Below are 18,781 nucleotides of genomic sequence, written 5' to 3'. Positions count from 1 at the left end.
CCGCTCCAATCTATAATGATGAATAAAAGCTATGAAAAGTATAATCATTTCACATGTTTTTCTGGGTCAAATAAAGTATTTTCACGCTACATATCACGATAGGAGGTGTACTATGGACTGTATCATTTGTGGAAAACAAGTAGTAAATGAAAACAATCGGTTGCAAAAGAAAGTGAAAGATTTTTTGAAAACAATCAGCGAACTCGATGTAAAGCACCAATGGATTCAACAATGGAAAATTTGTTATGACTGTAGTGAAACGTATACGAATGGCATGCTTGTAGATAGTTCTGAAGTTCAACAAAAAATAGAGGAACAAAAAAGGCGTAAGAAACAACAGGGAAAAGTATTACATCGGGAGCCTTTGCAAGCAGTGCGAGCTCATTACATCGAGAAATATATCGATTATGCCACTTATAAAGCAGAGCAAAAAGGTATGAATGTAGCTAAACCGCCTCAATTAAAAAATCGTCATCAATACGACACAGCCTATATTGCATATGTGGAACGCAGTGAATCTACTGCTGTGATGATTGTGAGGGATATGGTGAAGAATATAAACACAAATGGAAAGTGGATTGATGTAAGGCTAATGGAGAAGCGATTGTCCAATTATGATTATGATGGGGATGGGGATTTTTCATTTATCATTGTAGAATTATTTCCGAGAAAACAAAAACCAACTTATCCGAAGAAAATAGCTGAAGAGACGGATTCTGATTACAAGAACCGTATAGCGTATATCACTTGGCAAACAGCAACGGCTGACATAAATGATCAGCGAGTTCAAGGAATAAAAGGGGACTTATATATCGTGTTGCCTTTTCTAAAGAATGAACATGAGGAAATGTTTGAAAAGCATTATATCACATGGGATTATGTACGAGGTCACTTCAAGCGCGTTCGGACAAGCAAGCAATATGTAAATATTATTAAGCCACCTAAATGGGAATACGATATCGCTGCTACAAAGAGAATTAATCACCAACAGCTACGTTATATTGAGAAAAACCTGTATCAAATCATAGGCAAAACACATAAAAAGCGCAAGGTAACTTTATCCATGTTCAGCCCGTAAAAGAAAAAATGGACGCTATTAAAGTTATGTTTACAAAATCTCAGGCATCGAGAAAACCCTCCCTAAGTTTGGATTTGCGGAACACAGTAGAACATTCGCTATTTCATAGCCCAGAGAATTAGAAAGAACCGGTTGAAGTGATTCTGTCACTTCGACCGGTTCTTTTTGTTTTATGAAAAAATCACATAAAAAAACAGTAAGTGGAATATTGCGAATCCCTTACTGTTTACTCAATCTCTCTATTTCTGATTCTACTTTAAAGACTCTACCGTCCCCTGCTTATGCCAACACCCGTTTTTCGCTCAGAATCTCCACCATATCCTCCAACCATGCCTCACATCGTTCCGGTATCCACGGATACGGATGCTTCGGATATCCCTTCACTGGATGCCAAACCGCTATCGGCTTCTTTCCATAGGTAGTTAACATGGTGTCCAAATCAAGCAATCCATATGCATTCGCCATTTTCTTTGCTTCTGGCTTTTCTCCCCAACCATATAGGAGTCGATCCGCACTTGATATTACTTTGGACCATTCCGACACTGAATCATTCGCAAATCGAGAATGCACGACTCCCGCATCTTTACATTTTTTTAGTAGCCCTGAAAACTCATTAGAGTTCCCCTCGCACACATCGGATAAATTTACTATCTTTATTTCGTTCCAAGACATGTGCTCCATCAGTCGCATTAGTTGAAACTGAGTTTTATCTGGCATTGCTTCTGTCCACTCTCCGAATTGCGAACCTATAATGGGCTTACAACTTCCCGGATTTAACATCACTATTACTGCATCTGTTCGTTGTTTTTTGGAATTAATCGTACTCGTGTTTTGTCTTCGTTCAATTCGTGCCTCTGGTCGCATCCACGCACAATCATTAGCAATAGTTAATTGAAAAAACTGCCCCCATACTATGTATTTTTCTTTCAATACCGCTTCCGACACCATCTCTATCCCATCTCCCCATATGAATTTATTAATCCCCTTTTCCTTATTTCCTTCTTTCGACAAATATCTGGAAAATCCTTTTGGAATCAAAATAGTTGCAAACCTTTATTCATAATAAACAAGCAGCAAAAGTTTCAACTGTCACAGGTACCCGCTTTCCAAGGAAGCAGTCGATGTAATATCGGCCGATTATTAATTTTGTATAAGGTTAGCGACCATCTAATTTAAGGTGCCATCAATTAATAATTTGTACGCAATATATGCATGTGCAAAGAGTGATAAAGCAAAAAAGAATAAACATCAAAATTTTTCAGCAAAAATCTTTCTTAAAATTGTTCTGAATGGCCCCATTAAAATTATGACAATTTACGAGAATGAGAGTTTATTCAGACGCCTTCTTTAAAAACATCTTACCTACAACTGCCCCGGAAAATCATATGCAATTGTCGTTTATAATCTGAATTGTTTTTTACACAGGTACCCGATTTTTAATGATGACGTCTGAAAAATTAGCCTTCACGTGTGAATTAAATGAAATAAGCCGGCGAATATGCTAATTCGCCGGCTTGATTGTATTATTCAGTCAAATATCAGAAGCAGTGGCGCATTTTCAAAAACTTATCTGTGAATCCAATTCTAATTCTTCCAATTCCTCTTCAGTGAATTGAGGTTCAATTCCACAGTAGCGTTTTCCCATATGTTCAATCATAGTTCTAAGCCAACTTAATTCATGCGAGATTATTATCTTAGGTGCATCGAGGTCTAACAGCCTTTGTGTGCGAAGATATCGCATCACTGACATGCTCCATGTTTTTATTTTCGCCTCGTAATCGTGATCTCCATCGTTGAATGATAATCTGTAGAGGTATATATGATCCTTAATTCCATTAAGCACATTTTGCTTTTCTTCACGCGTCTTCCCTTGCTCAACCATTTCTTCCAGTAGGTTTGCTTGATTGCCTAAGTCCAGAATAACCCGGTCTAAATTTTTGATTATTTGTCCTGTATTTTGATCCCGAATCAGAAATAGGATATAGGCAAAGGAATCAAGGCTTCTTTCGCATAATAGGTTTAATGTATACTTTTTTGGGAGTTGGCTAAAACCAACGTCCAATCCTTTCAACCCTCCTGCAATGGCCGCTATGGTGTCACTGTCATTTCCTTTGTTTGCCGCTTCAATGACAACCTCCTCAAAGGTTTCACAAGTTAGAAGCCAGTAGATGACCCATCTCATGGTATGAACTACATATCCATCTGGCGGACAATCGGGTTCTTGATCATAGTTAGTATCATATCGGGTATCTTTGATTTCCGTTAATATAGAAGTTTTCAGCTCTTCCCCAGCCAAAACCCGACAAGCTATCAGGTTATAAATGACACAAGCTTCTGCTGCTAGATCATCATAATGCGTCATTTTGGATTGCTGGATTGAGAGTTCTTTGATTCTATTCTTATCCGGATAGGCTAGAGCAATTGGCAGACATCTCATCAAACTTCCATTTCCAGCACTCATTCCATTCAGCTGTTGATGGGTGGCCTCTGCTGCTTCAAACCAATTTCCCTGAACTTGATCCAGCACTGTAAGAATGATGATCCCGATATCAACAGGATCAGATTTTCTCCAGTACAAAAATTGGTTGCCAATCTCATCAATTGGCTCTGCAGAGTTAGCCATGATTCCTTTTATCACAGCTATCGTCATCTCGGTATCATCTGTTACTTCACCTGGTTCCAGCTGCCAATACCCACCGCCAATGAAGTCTGTAACTTTTCCGTACTGATCCTGAATTTCATTCTGTGTCATAAATTCTGTTGTTGCTCCAAGTGCATCCCCAATGGCTACACCAAATAATGCCCCTTTGATTTTATTGAGCATCCTCAACTCTCCAATCTATCGTCATGTCATGTGAAATCTTGATTAAATGAATAAAAACCGGATTCAAGTACAGTTTGGATTTCTTGGCTAACTTGCTTCGGCATATGCTCGTTATACAAATCAATGGTTGTTCCAAACTTTCTTTCCAGAGCAGATCCTGATACCAAGATCGTACGATTGGAATAGCTTTGCAGTTTCATGATTTGCTGCATGATGCTTTCCATCCTTTTTCGTCCCTCAAAAATTGGAGGAGTCGTCACAATGGACACAACTTCACAGTTTAGCGAACGTATATGCTTTGCTAACAGAAATGATAGCTTGGATTCATATGGGTCATCAAAGTTTGTATGAAGAATAACCTTCTTAGCCTTTGAAAGCACTTGTAAAAGGGCAAAGCCGTCTTCTTGAGCATAAAGTGGTTCCTTTTGCTCGATCAACAAATTACTCACTGAATCAACAACATTCATTTTCGCCTTTTCGCCGACAAGGATCAGTAGCTCATCCGATTGATGGTCAATGAATTGGATCTTGCTAGTTCTAAGGATGATTTTCAGGAATTCATCTGAAGAGACTTCCGACTTTCCTTCTAACAAAGCCTGGCATGCAGGGCAAGGGATTTGTTGTGGACGATAAAGGATAGTCGCAGAATCTCCACAGTGGCTGCAAATTAATGGATGCAAATAATCTCCTGTCTTAGAATCATAGTAATCTTCTTGGTTATAACCATGTTTACAATGCCGACAAACAAGAAACCCGCTTTGACTGGTGATATGCGCACATGGTAATTCCTCTCTTAATATATTTCGATAGAGTTTTCGCCATGCAGCTTTTGCTGTTGGGTGAACTGCCTCCAATAGTTGCTGCTCAATTTTATCAAGCAAAGGGATTTGAACTCGGAATCCGCCACTCACCCATTGCCCGTTCCATCCACACTCACACTGATAGCTATATTCCCTTATCACAACCACATCACCTTCATTCCTTATGATCAAATCCCCACAACTCTTTTAGCTTGTGGAAGATACTTGGGATTTGCCCATATAGAGCGTAATCAGTCTCCAGATGCTCGATAGGTGAATCATTAATCAACACAACTTTTGCGTGTTCATTTTTCTCTAGAATCAGTTGGTTAAATGGAGCGACTTGCAAAGAAGTTCCTACTACTAAAATGAGATCTGCATTTTTCACTGTGTCCTTCGCCTCATCGTACCCTTGAACCATATCGCCGAAAAACGCAACGTTTGGCCGAAGCACTGCTCCACAATCACAGATAGGTGCCTCATTCTTTTTCAACACATTTACTAATGGGTACAATCGGCTGCATTCAGGACATACACATTCATGAATATTCCCATGCATTTCAATTACCTTTTCGCTGCCTGCTTTTTTATCCAGTCCATCAATATTCTGAGTGATGATGGTGACATCCTTTTGAAGTTCCTGCGCTATCCATGCAAGAAAACGATGGCCAAAACTCGGCTGGAGCGATTGGATCGTTGCGACCAAAGCTTCATGAGTTGGGAATGGTGTTATAGGTTCCAAGGTTTTCTCGATAAGCTCATACATGGCCTTCCAGAAGTCATCAGGATTGCGTTCAAAGCTTGCTTGATTAAGCTTTGACAATACATCCGGATTTTTTCTCCATAAACTTTCTACCGATGAGCGATAATCGGGAATCCCGCTGGCCGTACTTAACCCAGCCCCAGAAAGTACTGCAATCTTCGATAAAGGACGGATTTTGGCAATATCGGAAAGGTCCTCAAAGGAAGGATCCACTGACGATTGTTGTGCCCGCTCCCGCACCAGGCCAGATACAGCATGTCTCATACCATTTTTCAGTTGAGCCAATGCCGCCTTTGTAAAAGGAGCAAAGGGCTCACCCTCGGAATTATAGGCAGGGATTTTCCAATAGCAACTATCTAAAGCAGGAAGGCCATCCACTGTATCGATCAGCTGGGTGTGAAAATTATTCAAATGACTGGACGTGGCCAGAGCATTTCTTGCCCCTTCATGAAAGATGGCATTCCATGCCTGCTGATAAGACATGCCCAATACTTCATTTGAATCATGATTTTTAACAAAGAAACCAATTCCTCTCATCAGATTGCGATAACCTGGGATATGAATGGTGCCCACAATTTCTAAAGGGTTGCCAGCTTTTGGTGCGATGCCGTTCTTCTTGGTCCACTTCGTTTCAGTTCCTTCTTCTTTAGCTGTGTCAAAATACTCACATAAAATAAACGTTCCAAATTCATTTTCATGAGCAAGATCCAGCACCTTCAAACGGCCAACTAATTGACCCATTTCATCTCCCACTCGCAGATCTTTTTTGTAAAAATCATCAGACACCATCAATACATGTTTCATACTTTCATCCCCTTCCACCTATGTTTCCACTGTACACCGTCCCAGCTAAAAGCCCCTTTAACCGCAAAACAAACTCCTTTCAAATAGAAAGGAGTTTGGCGTTCATATTTTGGAAGGTTCCATTCTTCCATACGTGCAATTACTGCACTGGTGTTCTTTTGCTGCACAGGTAAAGCAGATTCTTCTGCCGCATTCGCTGCAAATATACCATCTATAATCTGAGGTGTCCCGGTAACCACATCCGCCTTGGCAGTTCATCCAGATGCTAATATGCTGGCACCTCCTTTTTCTCCAGAAAAAACAAACCGTATATCCGCTAAATGCAAAGGACACACGGTTTTGTATAGTATTCTTACTTTAACTAAATCTGGAATTCTAGAGTTTCTTGTTCACTCACTTTGTAATAAACACGATAAGCTTCTCGAAGGTTTTCTTTCACAAGATTCCAAGTTTCATTGCTTTCATCTTCGGCTAGGTTTTTCAAATAGATAAAAGCTTCATTAGGATATTCATAAATATGATTTACATTTCTATGCTGCTGCTGTTTAAGCTTACGATCAAATTCAAGCTGTTTTACGGCACCTAAATGATCACCCTCCGACTTCTTCCCAAAACGAAGGAGAAGAAAAGGATGATTTTCATTGCATAGTTTTGCGAAGCTAAACATACTTCGGTTCGGTTCAGGGTGATATGCCAAACCTCCTTTAACATTCAACAAGCGATGATTTGGTTCACTCATTCCATTTAAAATAAATTGATCGATTTTCTCCGCAACCTCTGCATATTCGCCGAAACTTTCATACCCATTGTCTATTTTTCGTTTGGGTTCTTTCTTCTTTTTTTCTACTTCATCATGTTTATCCACAATTTCAGTTGCTTGGACCGAATGAGGTGCTTTAAACGCGTTTATGACAGTTGTTACCATTTCCCTGATGTCCTCATAATCGTTCAACTTACCGCCGATTGTTCCCAAAAATTGGTGCAATAGAAGGACTTTTCGGCACTCGCCATTATATTCCCAGACGTAACCTGTATAAGCCTGGTCCCGTTGATCAAGGATTTTAGTAAAGCTGCCCTCAAGCATGTCGTTCTCAATAAATATTTCAAAAACAGCGCTTGCTCCGCTTCCATTTGCAATTAACCAGCCATCTAAGGCAAGATTGCTGGAGATGATTTGAAATAGCTCTGTTAAATAAGGTTTATACTCTCCGATTTCCTGAAATAGCTTCTGTACGGTTGCTTTATTATATGAACCAATTTTGGATGAATGAAGTGGTATGAATTCCCCGACTATAATAGGATCTTTTTCAACGATATTGAGATAAGTTGCCAGCCTCTCTTGAGCATTTCTGCAGCCGCTAACGATTTCATTCCATTTAACTAATTTTCCATTTTTCAAGGATTCCATTACAACGGTAAGTTTTCTATAAAAGCTTCCGATATCAGTACTATTCCTCTGATTGGTTGTATAAGAAACAGCGTACTCTTCCCATGTATTGCCGGCGTGCCGCTTTTCTTCAATTGTCGAGTCATTCTCTAAAAACAACTTTGGATTAAGCCCCATAATTGCAAATGCTAACGGTTTGCCATCATCATTTGTGCTCGCAAACGGAACCGGTGGAATCAAATAGTTCTCATTATCAAACATCATTTCCGTATGAAATTTCTCTTCTAGCCTTTTAATTTTTAATGCCTCATTAAACCGTTTACTTAAGTCATGCAATTTCTCTTGATCGTCAGCTATTAAACGGCTTGGTTCCTGATCAATTAAAATAGAAATCAACTTCAAAAACTCTTTTTCCATCCAAATTCCCCCTGTATATTAAATTTACTCTCCGATTGCAAGAATTACATTTAAAGCATCCGATTTCTCACGTCTTCGATAAACATTTCCTCTGTTTTATCATTGATAGACAGTGTAGCTAGCTTCACAATAATTAATCTAGGACTTAATTGATAATCAGGATTTTGCGACATAAGGTGAGCAACTTTGGTCACCAATACACCGTATGGTTCTGCTCTTCTTTCCATACATTTTTTGCAATACGCACAACTAACTGGAGCAATTCTAGACGCAAACACCCCCAACGCTATATTTTCACAGCAAACACTACAAACCATAGTTGTCTCTTTCATTAACTATTCTCCCAAATACTAGAATCAAAATCCCAAGCTTGATGTAGAGAACTCACCATATCTAGTAGTTGTTCTAATTGTTTATAGCATTCGTCTGGATCTGACTCTTTTAGTTCCAGAATTTCGTGATATTGTTTCAACTGATACTTTCGAACTTCAACTTGGAGGTCAAGATACTTTACGGATTCTTCTAAGTATCCAATTGCCTGAATCATGTCATTGTGACTTTTAGATACAAATGCTAAAAATTGATAGCCGTAATACAGCATACTGTTGGATGTATAATTCGAATTTCTCAAACTAGCCTCAGTAATTTTTTCACGACATACCTTCAACATTGCTTCTTCTCTTCCTAATTTAAGAGAGGATACCCAACGGTTGAACCATAACTGACCACGTACACCGAACGATAAATCACAATCAGCTACTGTCTGAAGCATTTCGATTCCTTTATTTGCAAAATGCAGCGCTTTCTCCATATCTTTTTTATAATTTGCATGCCAAACAGCAAGGTCATTGTATCCCCAAATAACTTGATCAAAATCAATTTTTCCGTCTTCATACTTTTCTTCGAACATTTTTTCAACAGCACCATTCAATAATTGAATAGCATCATCGATAACTTCCGGATGAGACTTATTAAAATGTATGATTAAACATCTTCCTAAAGTTGCGTGACTCCCTGAGTAATCGTAATGTTCATAAGTAAATGTCGGACGACCATTTGGATCATTTTCTTTCAGAAAAGCAACATAGTAATCAAAAGTGTTAATATCTACCACCCGAAATCTCCCCCTTAGTCGGTATAAAGTTTTAACATATCAATCAATAACTGTTTCAATGTTTCTCTAAGACTTATCGGATGAAGTACTTCTACATCAACCTTTTGCGAAAGAATCCAAAAAATAATCCCTTCTGTACCGGCAACTTCCACTTCTGCCACAAATGCATTCTCGTCTTCCCTTATAATTTTGCCCGAAGGAAATCTACGAAAAAAATATGGTCTAATGCCTGACTGAACTTTCAGAGTAACGGTTATAACTTCTCCGATAAACATATTAAATGATTGATTGGCATACTTCCCTGGCTGGAACCTGTCTTTGTCTCTACCGGGAATGAAGGTGTCATTCAATACTCGGATATCAAAGATACGGTCCATTCCAAAGTTGCTCGGAGAATCCTTTCCATTTTCTATTTCTTGTGCAACTAAATAATATGCTTTATCATGCAAAATAATCGTCAATGGTTTTACTTTACGAACTTTATATCTGCCATCATATTTCTTGTAAGTAAATGACACTAATTTATGTTGCTGAATCGCTATAAAAATCCTCTCAATATCTGGAAGAAGATCCCTTGAAACAAACTCGTGGTAGTAATACTCGTAACTCTGAAAAAATGTTCGAAGACGGTATTGCTCAGCATTCGAGAACTGATTGATGATTTTGTTTTGAAGGAGCTTCACTTCTTTTAAATTGAGGCTTTGGTTATGGTAGATCAGCAGTAATAATGCAAACGCATCACCGAAAGAAAACTGGTCAGATGCAGAAATTTCGTACGTGTTCCCTAGGTCGTTTGCCATGATATGGACGAAATCGTCTTCTAAAACTTCTCTCATCAAATAAACATCACTTTTAATCGTTTCTTTGTGTACACCATAATCCCTCATTGCTTGTTGGACATCAATGACTTTTTCTTTTTGCAAATGATAAAATAGGTCAAGAATTCTTAACTGTGAACTATAATGTGTTTTTGCACCGATTAACGATTTCCGGATGTCTTTTTCGAATTTGGTACATAATACCAGTTCAAGCTCATGCCATTTGTTAAAGTGAAGCTTTAACAGTTTTAATAATTCCGGGAATCGACTTACTTTACGAGTGAGGAACGAGGTCTCTCCCGTCACTTCAGATACGAATCCTTCTACGTCCGCATAATATAGGAAATTTTTATTATTAGGCTCGAGATAAATACTAATCACTCCCAAGCCCTTTCTTAATTTCGCTATTAACTCTGGCATTTGATCATCCCACAGTCTCAATTATTTTTTATTCAGTTGTCAAGGAACTATTTACAATATAACTGCCACTAACAGCACAATGTACTGTGGCCAATTATTAAAATTAAAAAAATAATTAAAATGGTTTTTTATGTTCATCCCTCGTCAAAGTTTCAAACAAAGCTACCCAAAGGATTGGATACAAATGAAAACTGCGTTTTCCGAGTATGCCAAACGTGTCTAGGGAAAGGGTATAAACCAACGAGTGTACATTAGGTTATTTCAGAAATTGAGAAGGACCTTGACTTAATGCCCTTTCGTGCTGTTTTTCTGTTTGCAGCAAAATTTCTTCCGATGTAATCTCATTTCCTGCATACCAGTATTGCTGCTTCTTTCGTTAACAACCACTTTGAATGTTCATTATGTATTTCTTTTGCAAGTTCTTCATTTATATTGAACTTAACCCCTTGTTAAAATCTTGTCTTACGGAACAAAACTTCCTATAAATAGCATCCGATATGCCATTTAATCTTCCCTCTTCTTCAAATACTTGTTCGTTAATTCTCATCATTTCATCACATGCATCTCGACTACTCACACTTGGATGCAAGTTTCTCACCGTGTTCAAAATTATTTCATGCCCCTTTGTTCCACTCCATCTTCTCGACATACGAAAACCCTCTTTCATTTTAATAACCATTACTCGGACGCAGACTACTTTTTACTGCAGTTTAAGAAGCACTCTCAATTTTCAGCTACTATTGTATTCATCTTTATACAAAAAAAGAACCCTGCAATTTCACTCAGGATTCTTATAGTTTTATATACTATTGTCTTTTATGCTAAATGGGATTCAATAAACCTTTAATGAAAGAAGTTGAGTTGCAATTCTTAAGCAACTTATTACCATTTGTATATTTGCCAGCCATTTCTTGAACAAAAAGGGTCATACTGAAGGAAAATGAAATTGCATCGTTGAAATTACTTTTCATTTTTATAATGGTCAGCTCTGTATGTCACCCACTGAATTCATTTATTCTATTTCATTTTCTTTCACATAAAATAACTAAATAGTAATCTGTGAAAGCGGTGAAAAATTGAGTAAGAACAACGGTTTTCAACCATTCTCAAATGACTCTTCCAATTGCTTCAAACCATTTATCAGTGCCAATCCCATCACTTCATTTAATCCGGTTCAACGTTATCCACGTATTGATGAAACCGCATTTATTAGTCCATTTTCCAGTGTCATCGGTGATGTTTTCATTAATGATAACGTCTATATTGCTTCAAATGTCAGTATCCGTGCAGATGAAGGAACACCCTTTCATATTGGGTCTAATGTCAATATTCAGGACGGTGTCATTTTACATGGCTTATTAAATAAACGTTATTTGGTGGGAAATCATAGCTATTCAATTTTTATTGGAAATGAAGTGACAATTGCACATGGATCACTTATTCACGGTCCCTGTTTCATAGGAAATCACGTATTTGTCGGATTCAGGGCGATGGTTTATAATGCCATCGTCGAAGATGGCGCATTTATATCTTACGATGCGATTATAACCAACGGTGTAAGAATTCCACCAAATCGATTCGTACCACCCGGAGCACATATTGATACACAAGAAAAAGCAGATATGCTATCGCAAGTACCAAAAGACAGCGAAGAATTTGCAATTGAAGTTCAGCGCGTGAACCAAGAATTCCCGTCCTCTTATCATCTATTATTCGGAACACATCGTTGTTCGTGTGGTCTGGCATTTACCCATTGAGTAACATTGCATTTGGTTATCTGTTTGGTCAACACGTCCCAATAAATAGAAAAAGCGGCCGAATCATTGTCGGCCGTTTTTACTTTCTCCAATATAGTGACGAGCATTAAACGTTCAATTGTCGTGTTTTTTCTGGATTGAAGAGAAGTGCCGACCAAAGAATGAAAGAGCCTAACAAAGTGACTATTTCACTTCGCTAGGCTCTTTTCTGATTGGTAAACTTGCGGTAGGTGTGTGTCCGTCGCTTCCCAGTAATTTTGAACACATCATAGGAAACCGTACGGTCACAGTAGTACCTTGATTCAATGCACTTTGGAACCTAATAGTTCCTTTGTATTTTTCAACAATGTTAAAGCAAATCATGAGTCCGAGTCCGGTCCCTTTACTTTTTAATGAGTAAAATGGCGTACCCAAGGCTTGTACTTGTTCTTCTGACATGCCAAAACCTTCATCGATTACTTTTATAATAATTTCTTTGTTTTTTTGCTCTGCCCTGATGACAACAAAATCTTCATTAGTAGAAACTTCAATGGCATTTTTCACTAAGTTCATGAATAATTGTTTAAATTCAATGGTGTTGGCAGTTATATATAAGTCTTCATCGATCTGCAAGTCAATCTTATTTTGATGGTAAAGTCCATAGGACATGAGCAAACCTGTCACACTTTGCAAGGCATCCCGGACATTTACGGTTTCAAGGTGTTGATGTTCATCCGGTTTTGCGATGGCCAAAAATTGGGATAAGACATGTTCCGCTGTCTTCAGCTCATCAATCATCAATGATAAGTGCGATTTCCCTTCCTTGCTGAATGAATTGTTTGTCTCATAAAACTGCAATAATCCCTTGACTACCGTGAGCGGATTTCGTATTTCATGTGCGAATGCAGCAGCTAATTGGCCCGTTGTTTTCAGTTTCTCGGATTGCTGTAATCTCTCATAATACATTTGCTGTTTTTTGATTCTCTTTGAAGTTAAATGAAAAATGAAATAGAGGATGACTTGGGTCCCCACAAAATTGTTGATATTCCCAAATGCATCCAGCTTGATATGCGCAAAATCATTTCCCTGGTCGAAGAAAATAATAAAAATGAACGTTAACGTAATCAACAGGAAATTGAAGAAAAATGAGAAATAAAACAACTTCGAATCAAAAAACAAGATCGAAAACGCCGGAATAAAACATAGTAACGTAAACGAAGACCATGTATCAGGATACAAAAAGAAAAGCATATAAAAGAAAATAGAGGCGATTGTAATAATGATCTTTCTAAAAAAATGGCTTTCATATTTCGGATAGATAAACAAACTCGATGACAATAATAAGACTAATACACAATGAAACATGTATCCAGGATCTGTTACGCCAGATCTCGGATTGAAGAACAAAACTCCAATCACCATTAGAATGGTGGAAACAAATGCGGTGAGGTAATATAGTTTTTGGTTCTTATGTTGTTTAAAATGCTTCACGAATACACACCTTTTATAGTAATTAATTCTTCAATCAATCTATTATAGTCTTTTTCAAACATTCTGACTATATAGCGATATCAAATATAAAAGGCTTTTAGGTTACCTACTTTCAATCCGTCTCCTCAAATGTAAAAATCTGCCTATGCTGTAATTCTGTTATATAATAGGATGATAACTCTTTCACCCCAATGCACCTTGCCTTCGCTACCCCACGATTCCCATTTATCAACCGGAAAAATTCAGGTCGAATTCGAAATGAACTCTTCATCCAAATTATGCGAATCTGCTCCGGGACTTGGGGGATTCACATGACACATGACAGTAGAAAGCTCTTCATGGTTAAAACTCTCCTCTAACCAAGTAAAAACGCGGTCGAATATTCGGCCGCGTTTTTCATTTCAATTTAATCTGAAATTGTCATGGGTGGCACCACATTAATTATGACAATTTACATGAATGAGAATTTATCCAAACCATTGAATAAGAAATCCCTCACCTATAACCTTCAGGTTTAATTCACATACAATTGTCGTGTATAATCTGAATTGTTTTTTACACAGGTACCCGATTGATTGAACCAACAAAAAAAGCCGACGAAGGTATCCGTCAGCTTTCTAATTTTAACTCCTCAAAGTTCCCTCTGATTCTACTATCATTCTTCAATTCTTTAGACATTCTCGCTTGATTTAACTTATTACTATGCATTTCAATTTTGTTGATAATTTTGATTCTCAGGTCTGGGCAGAGTGCCCCATTTAACAACGCTTTTTGATAACATAAACAACCTCTGTGCCACAACATTACCACTTGCATCATACCCAATCCCCTAACCCATCATATGTCTCTTTATTCCTATACAATGTAAATATCATATCATCCAATGGAAAAAATTATGGAATTATTATGTGGTTATATAGAATCGTTTTTATAGTTTTAAAGTTTGTATTTTGTTTTAGGAAATACGACTAAACAACCTATTCCATGTGTTCACAAAGAATCAAAATGCTACTTGAGTCCTATCTTCCGTGGATCGATGCCGTACCTTTTGCGTTTTCAACTAGGAAGGGTTGCTTATACCAAAAAGAAGTTAAGCGACGTAGTCACTTAACTCCTTTCAATTGTCTATTTTTTTGCCATAACCCAATGGAACAGCCAATGAATCAACTTCGCTTCATCTACATTTCCTGGTTCAATAGTGATCGATCTCGGAAATGGTCCAGGATTTCGATTTTCTGCAAGCAAGGTCTTCACATGACGGTTCAATTTCTCCGCACGTAACCGGGTCGACATATCCACTTCTTTGTATTCCAGTTGGTTAATCAGAATATCCATATAGTCCACTACGGCATTATCTTCTCCTGACGTGATGTTGTGCAACAATTCACGTGCATCATCATAACGGCCTAGCTTCACATACGCGCCTACCAACAACCAACTTGCTCCTTGATGATCACCTGGATTAAGTTCAATGAGATATTCAAATTGGTCCATAGCTTCGACAGCTTTCTGCTGCTGTGTCATCAACCAAGCCCCATAGGCAAAAAGCGCACGCATATATGGACGGTTCAAGACGTAGTTCCAAGGATGTTCATACGATTGTTTAAATTGTTTCCAACCTGAACGAATCGCTTTTAACAGATGTTTTTCAACGACGAGTGGATTCGTTTCTTGTTCAGCCAATAGCAAATGGACATCGGCTGCTTCTGGATTTATATCAGCCGCCATTTTCGTAAGCTTAATGCGCTCTTCTTCTGAATCGGCTTCATAAGCTCGATAGCAAAGTAGCTGAACCTTTTCCTCATCATTTGCCGGCACATAGGCTTCATTCATTTTCCCTTGCATAAACTCGTTAATTTCTTCTGCTGAATCAAACTCCTGGTGCTTAACGCGCATCGCCATTTCCCACATGAATCGCTCTGTTCCACGCGGATCCGTCCCCATGTCCATTAAGATGACTGGCGGTTCGTTTGAATGAGTGGCAGCAGCTTCGACTAAGAAATCTCCGATTTGGTCTCTGTATTTCGAGACGGTAGCGGATGATACGCCAAAATAAGTCGCGAGATCTTTCATCGTTGAGTAAACAGGACTCACCAGCCCGAATTCGTAAGCCACTTGAATGGCTCCAGCAGCCACAGCTTCCGGTTTCTTCGCTTTGACGCCATGTTCCAGCAAAAAGGCACTCAATAGTTTCTCAACCATTTCTTTATCATGACCGTACTGATCCATATATTGCGCAGCCATATGCATGATTCTATTTTGGAAAGGCGTGAATGAAAATTGAGCTTCGACGCGACCGAATGACGTATATAAATCCAGATAGTCTACGTCCTTCGCTGTCATCTTTCCGATTAATTGTTCAACTAATGATGATCTGGTTTTAGGGATGAACACAATACCACTTGTCCCGACCAGACCTCGCTCGCCTTCTCGAGGGTCAAGAAGCACAATGCCAAATAACCATTCTCCTATAACGGACTTCAAATCTCCCCCAGGCATTGTATAGTCTTCATTTCTAAGCTCGTCCCGCACGACCAACCGCTCACCTTGCACACCAGTCACTTTACCAAGCAACAAGAAAGGTTGTCTCCAATCTTTCAACACATTTATGACTTGCTGTCTGCGCTGTTTCGCAATTTGTTTATCTAAGTAGCCAGTCCATATGTCTGCATGCTCCAGATAATAGTAACTATCCATCGAGATCGCTTCGATTAATTCCGGTTCAAATGTAGACCGAAGTTCGGACATCCATTTTCGTACACGTACATCCATTTCACCGTATACACGTGGACTCAGTCCCTCGTTAGCGAAACCTTCCATAATGCGTTCAAGTTCTCCATCGATCACATTTGATAGATTAACAATATTCGTTTTACCACAACACTTTTTATATTTTAACCCGCTCCCACAAGGACAGGCATCATTTCTTCCGACCATAATACGCCACCCTTTTCCTACTTCATTCTATAAATAAGGGTAACATAGGTGCTTGCCCCTAAACAATTTGTTCATTAAAAAAGAAGCGGCCGATGCAATGTCGGCCGCTTTTTGATTTCGTATATAATTTCAATTGGATAGTCAACGTCAAGGTGCCACCCATTGGGAATTTGTAGTTGATATTTGCATGTGCACAACAGGAAAAAACAGAAAAAGGATAAATATCAAAGTTGTTCACCAATAATCTTCTCCAACATTTTCATGGGTGGCACCACTTAAATTATGACAATTTACAAGACTGAGGATTTATTCAGGCGTTCTTTTAAAAACGGCTTGCCTACAACTTTCAGGAAAAATAATATGCAAATTCTCGTTTATAATCTGAATAATTTTTTACGTAGTACCCGTTTTTATTTTTCATTGCTAGTATTACTAGTTGCTTCTTCACTTTCAGAGCAAGCTTATAGTAATTAGAAATAATGCTGTATAATAACAAGATAATTTCTATCTCATTGTAAATCTTCTTTTTTTTGATTCTATTTCTAAATTTTTAACGTAACAATTAATCTACCATATAATTACATCAGTAATTCTTCCTGAAAATACATATATATATATCCTTGTTTCACAATATTTTACTATACCAAATGGACCCCTAGTGAAATTTCCTATTACTTTTCGAACGACTATCTCCTACGTTCTATATTGTGTGTTTTCACCTACCAAGATAAAATAATCTGTGAATTTTAGATTAATTATAATATACTTATATAGTAAAAAAAACATATTATAAGGGAGTAATAAAGACTATGAAATTTTTAAACAAAATTGTTCGTTTTGTTGTGAAATGTCCTGATTGTGACTATCCAAATGGGATTGGTGATTATTATTGTAGTAAATGTGGGTCAAAATTAGATTAATTCTTTGTTGGAAAATTTAATGGATATATTTATAACTTATTTAAGGTTATTTATAAGAGGGAGTTTCAATTAATGTTTGGAAAACTAAAGGCTTTCTTAACAAAAGAGGAACCAAGTATAATTCTACCCTTTGGCTCAAATACAATAGCACAAAATAAAGAAGTAACGGATTCAATGAACGAGACTAACTCAGAAGAACAAATCGATTTCTCAAATTTAATAGATTATGATTATGTCGAATATTTATTTAATATCCGTAATATTCTTAAAGGTGAAACACCCGACACACATCGGTTGCTTGAAATTTCTTTCATTGATTTCTTAGTTGATGAAGGTTATATAAGCGAGCAACAACATCTTATACTTAACCATATTCGTTCAGCAATAAGTAGCGACTCTCTTGTGAATAGATGGGAAAAATACGTAAATTTTCACCTAGATAAAAGAGAATGGGAGAATACTTCAACTTTGTTAACAACTAAGGACATAGTAACTCAATTTGAAGATAGAAAGTTCGGAATTTGGAACAATATAGATAAAAGATATGTACATTACATTTTCAACCAGTTACGTGCTGGTAAGTGGCACGACGATGTGATGATATGTGAGTATGAGCGAGTTGATTTTACTTATATGAAAGGCTTTATATCATCAGAAGAACGAAACCTTAGAAGAATTATTATTAGTTCCGCATTTATAAAAGAGGATAAAGAAGATTACGTAAAATTCGAAGAATATATAAGTAGTCATATGCCGAGCTAAAACCATTTTTGAAATTTTTCGTATCCTTTGATTAATCGAGTAGGAGGGAGTGATTAACTCCCGTCCTCTCACAACACCGTACGTACCGTTCGGTATGCGGCGGTTCAATTAAGATAAATAAAATTCACTACTCCATAACATTTTTAACAACTGGATTTTCAACATTTACTACATCTCGTTCTGAAATATGTGGTGATTTAACAAATAATGCTTTAAAATCGAAAGCCGATGTATTAATCAAATAGTGTGTATCTCCAGGTGAACATTGAAGCATATCACCTGGTCTTACTTCTACTCTTTCATTATTAATATAGAAGTCAATTTCACCTTCCAAAATATAAAAAATTTCTTCACAAGTAGTATGATAATGATTTTGGAAATCTTGACTGGGTTTCAAGACTACAATGCCTACATCTACGTTAGGACCTTTTGTTAAGTACTTTGGACCGTGATCTTTAAAACGATATTCAAAATCGTTTTCATTCACTTTTTTCATTTCTATCATCCCCC

The 18,781-nt window shown here is 37.7% G+C and carries 17 protein-coding genes; 3 read left to right on the top strand and 14 right to left on the bottom strand.

Annotation, left to right across the window (positions count from 1 at the left end; genetic code table 11):
- Positions 1-112 precede the first annotated feature (112 nt).
- Positions 113-1,078, top strand: a complete 966-nt coding sequence (locus tag ACQKEV_RS03885; protein ID WP_427443543.1) for a hypothetical protein — start codon at positions 113-115, stop codon at positions 1,076-1,078.
- A gap of 279 nt (positions 1,079-1,357) precedes the next feature.
- Here ACQKEV_RS03885 and ACQKEV_RS03880 read toward each other — a convergent pair whose 3' ends face one another.
- The 10 genes from ACQKEV_RS03880 to ACQKEV_RS03835 all read right to left on the bottom strand — a co-directional run bounded on the left by ACQKEV_RS03880 (position 1,358) and on the right by ACQKEV_RS03835 (position 11,074).
- Positions 1,358-2,089, bottom strand: a complete 732-nt coding sequence (locus ACQKEV_RS03880; protein ID WP_427443542.1) for a hypothetical protein — start codon at positions 2,087-2,089, stop codon at positions 1,358-1,360.
- Positions 2,090-2,636: 547 nt separating this feature from the next.
- Positions 2,637-3,902, bottom strand: a complete 1,266-nt coding sequence (locus tag ACQKEV_RS03875; protein ID WP_427443540.1) for an ADP-ribosylglycohydrolase family protein — start codon at positions 3,900-3,902, stop codon at positions 2,637-2,639.
- Between the two features lie 26 nt (positions 3,903-3,928).
- Positions 3,929-4,894, bottom strand: coding sequence for a hypothetical protein (locus ACQKEV_RS03870; RefSeq protein WP_427457715.1), 966 nt, complete (start codon positions 4,892-4,894; stop codon positions 3,929-3,931).
- A complete protein-coding gene (locus tag ACQKEV_RS03865) occupies positions 4,878-6,269 on the bottom strand; it encodes an SIR2 family NAD-dependent protein deacylase (RefSeq protein WP_427443536.1) in 1,392 nt (463 codons plus the stop codon). Before ACQKEV_RS03865 ends, ACQKEV_RS03870 begins: the two co-directional genes overlap by 17 nt.
- Positions 6,266-6,508, bottom strand: coding sequence for a hypothetical protein (locus ACQKEV_RS03860; protein ID WP_427443534.1), 243 nt, complete (start codon positions 6,506-6,508; stop codon positions 6,266-6,268). The genes ACQKEV_RS03865 and ACQKEV_RS03860 overlap by 4 nt, the downstream gene beginning before the upstream one ends.
- A gap of 122 nt (positions 6,509-6,630) precedes the next feature.
- The gene (locus tag ACQKEV_RS03855) at positions 6,631-8,073 is read right to left on the bottom strand and encodes a hypothetical protein (RefSeq protein WP_427443532.1); all 1,443 of its coding nucleotides are present in this window, start codon (positions 8,071-8,073) and stop codon (positions 6,631-6,633) included.
- A gap of 50 nt (positions 8,074-8,123) precedes the next feature.
- Complete coding sequence (locus ACQKEV_RS03850; protein WP_427443530.1) at positions 8,124-8,405, bottom strand: hypothetical protein; 282 nt, start codon at positions 8,403-8,405, stop codon at positions 8,124-8,126.
- Complete coding sequence (locus ACQKEV_RS03845; RefSeq protein ID WP_427443528.1) at positions 8,405-9,187, bottom strand: hypothetical protein; 783 nt, start codon at positions 9,185-9,187, stop codon at positions 8,405-8,407. Before ACQKEV_RS03845 ends, ACQKEV_RS03850 begins: the two co-directional genes overlap by 1 nt.
- 14 nt (positions 9,188-9,201) lie before the next feature.
- Positions 9,202-10,425 (bottom strand): helix-turn-helix transcriptional regulator, encoded by a 1,224-nt coding sequence (locus tag ACQKEV_RS03840; protein ID WP_427443526.1) that lies wholly within the window; start codon positions 10,423-10,425, stop codon positions 9,202-9,204.
- A 427-nt stretch (positions 10,426-10,852) separates the two neighbouring features.
- On the bottom strand, positions 10,853-11,074 hold the full coding sequence (locus tag ACQKEV_RS03835; RefSeq protein ID WP_427443524.1) for a hypothetical protein: 222 nt from the start codon (positions 11,072-11,074) through the stop codon (positions 10,853-10,855).
- Between the two features lie 427 nt (positions 11,075-11,501).
- Here ACQKEV_RS03835 and ACQKEV_RS03830 point away from each other — a divergent pair, with 427 nt between their 5' ends.
- Complete coding sequence (locus ACQKEV_RS03830) at positions 11,502-12,182, top strand: carbonate dehydratase (protein WP_427443522.1); 681 nt, start codon at positions 11,502-11,504, stop codon at positions 12,180-12,182.
- Between the two features lie 183 nt (positions 12,183-12,365).
- On the opposite strand, the gene ACQKEV_RS03825 is transcribed toward ACQKEV_RS03830, so the two are convergent.
- From ACQKEV_RS03825 to ACQKEV_RS03815, 3 genes are all read right to left on the bottom strand, one after another.
- Positions 12,366-13,652, bottom strand: a complete 1,287-nt coding sequence (locus tag ACQKEV_RS03825) for an ATP-binding protein (protein WP_427457712.1) — start codon at positions 13,650-13,652, stop codon at positions 12,366-12,368.
- 609 nt (positions 13,653-14,261) lie between these two features.
- A complete protein-coding gene (locus tag ACQKEV_RS03820; RefSeq protein WP_427443518.1) occupies positions 14,262-14,471 on the bottom strand; it encodes a hypothetical protein in 210 nt (69 codons plus the stop codon).
- A 306-nt stretch (positions 14,472-14,777) separates the two neighbouring features.
- Complete coding sequence (locus tag ACQKEV_RS03815) at positions 14,778-16,589, bottom strand: SEC-C metal-binding domain-containing protein (RefSeq protein ID WP_427443516.1); 1,812 nt, start codon at positions 16,587-16,589, stop codon at positions 14,778-14,780.
- 992 nt (positions 16,590-17,581) lie between these two features.
- Here ACQKEV_RS03815 and ACQKEV_RS03810 point away from each other — a divergent pair.
- Positions 17,582-18,271: a hypothetical protein gene (locus ACQKEV_RS03810; protein ID WP_427443515.1), complete on the top strand. Its 690-nt coding sequence runs from the start codon at positions 17,582-17,584 to the stop codon at positions 18,269-18,271.
- Positions 18,272-18,398: 127 nt separating this feature from the next.
- Here ACQKEV_RS03810 and ACQKEV_RS03805 read toward each other — a convergent pair whose 3' ends face one another.
- A complete protein-coding gene (locus ACQKEV_RS03805) occupies positions 18,399-18,767 on the bottom strand; it encodes a cupin domain-containing protein (RefSeq protein ID WP_427443513.1) in 369 nt (122 codons plus the stop codon).
- Between the last annotated feature and the right edge of the window lie 14 nt (positions 18,768-18,781).

This window comes from Paenisporosarcina sp. NPDC076907, from assembly GCF_050269735.1.
Lineage (GTDB): Bacteria > Bacillota > Bacilli > Bacillales_A > Planococcaceae > Paenisporosarcina.
This window is presented reverse-complemented; position numbering and strand designations above follow the sequence as displayed.

Excerpts from the sequence above, each read along its gene's own strand:
- ACQKEV_RS03875 (WP_427443540.1), bottom strand. The coding sequence starts at position 3,902 with ATGCTCAATAAAATCAAAGGGGCATTATTTGGTGTAGCCATTGGGGAT.
- ACQKEV_RS03835 (WP_427443524.1), bottom strand. The coding sequence starts at position 11,074 with ATGTCGAGAAGATGGAGTGGAACAAAGGGGCATGAAATAATTTTGAAC.
- ACQKEV_RS03815 (WP_427443516.1), bottom strand. The coding sequence starts at position 16,589 with ATGGTCGGAAGAAATGATGCCTGTCCTTGTGGGAGCGGGTTAAAATAT.
- ACQKEV_RS03805 (WP_427443513.1), bottom strand. The coding sequence starts at position 18,767 with ATGAAAAAAGTGAATGAAAACGATTTTGAATATCGTTTTAAAGATCAC.
- ACQKEV_RS03820 (WP_427443518.1), bottom strand. The coding sequence starts at position 14,471 with ATGATGCAAGTGGTAATGTTGTGGCACAGAGGTTGTTTATGTTATCAA.
- ACQKEV_RS03840 (WP_427443526.1), bottom strand. The coding sequence starts at position 10,425 with ATGCCAGAGTTAATAGCGAAATTAAGAAAGGGCTTGGGAGTGATTAGT.
- ACQKEV_RS03855 (WP_427443532.1), bottom strand. The coding sequence starts at position 8,073 with ATGGAAAAAGAGTTTTTGAAGTTGATTTCTATTTTAATTGATCAGGAA.
- ACQKEV_RS03810 (WP_427443515.1), top strand. The coding sequence starts at position 17,582 with ATGTTTGGAAAACTAAAGGCTTTCTTAACAAAAGAGGAACCAAGTATA.
- ACQKEV_RS03850 (WP_427443530.1), bottom strand. The coding sequence starts at position 8,405 with ATGAAAGAGACAACTATGGTTTGTAGTGTTTGCTGTGAAAATATAGCG.
- ACQKEV_RS03885 (WP_427443543.1), top strand. The coding sequence starts at position 113 with ATGGACTGTATCATTTGTGGAAAACAAGTAGTAAATGAAAACAATCGG.
- ACQKEV_RS03865 (WP_427443536.1), bottom strand. The coding sequence starts at position 6,269 with ATGAAACATGTATTGATGGTGTCTGATGATTTTTACAAAAAAGATCTG.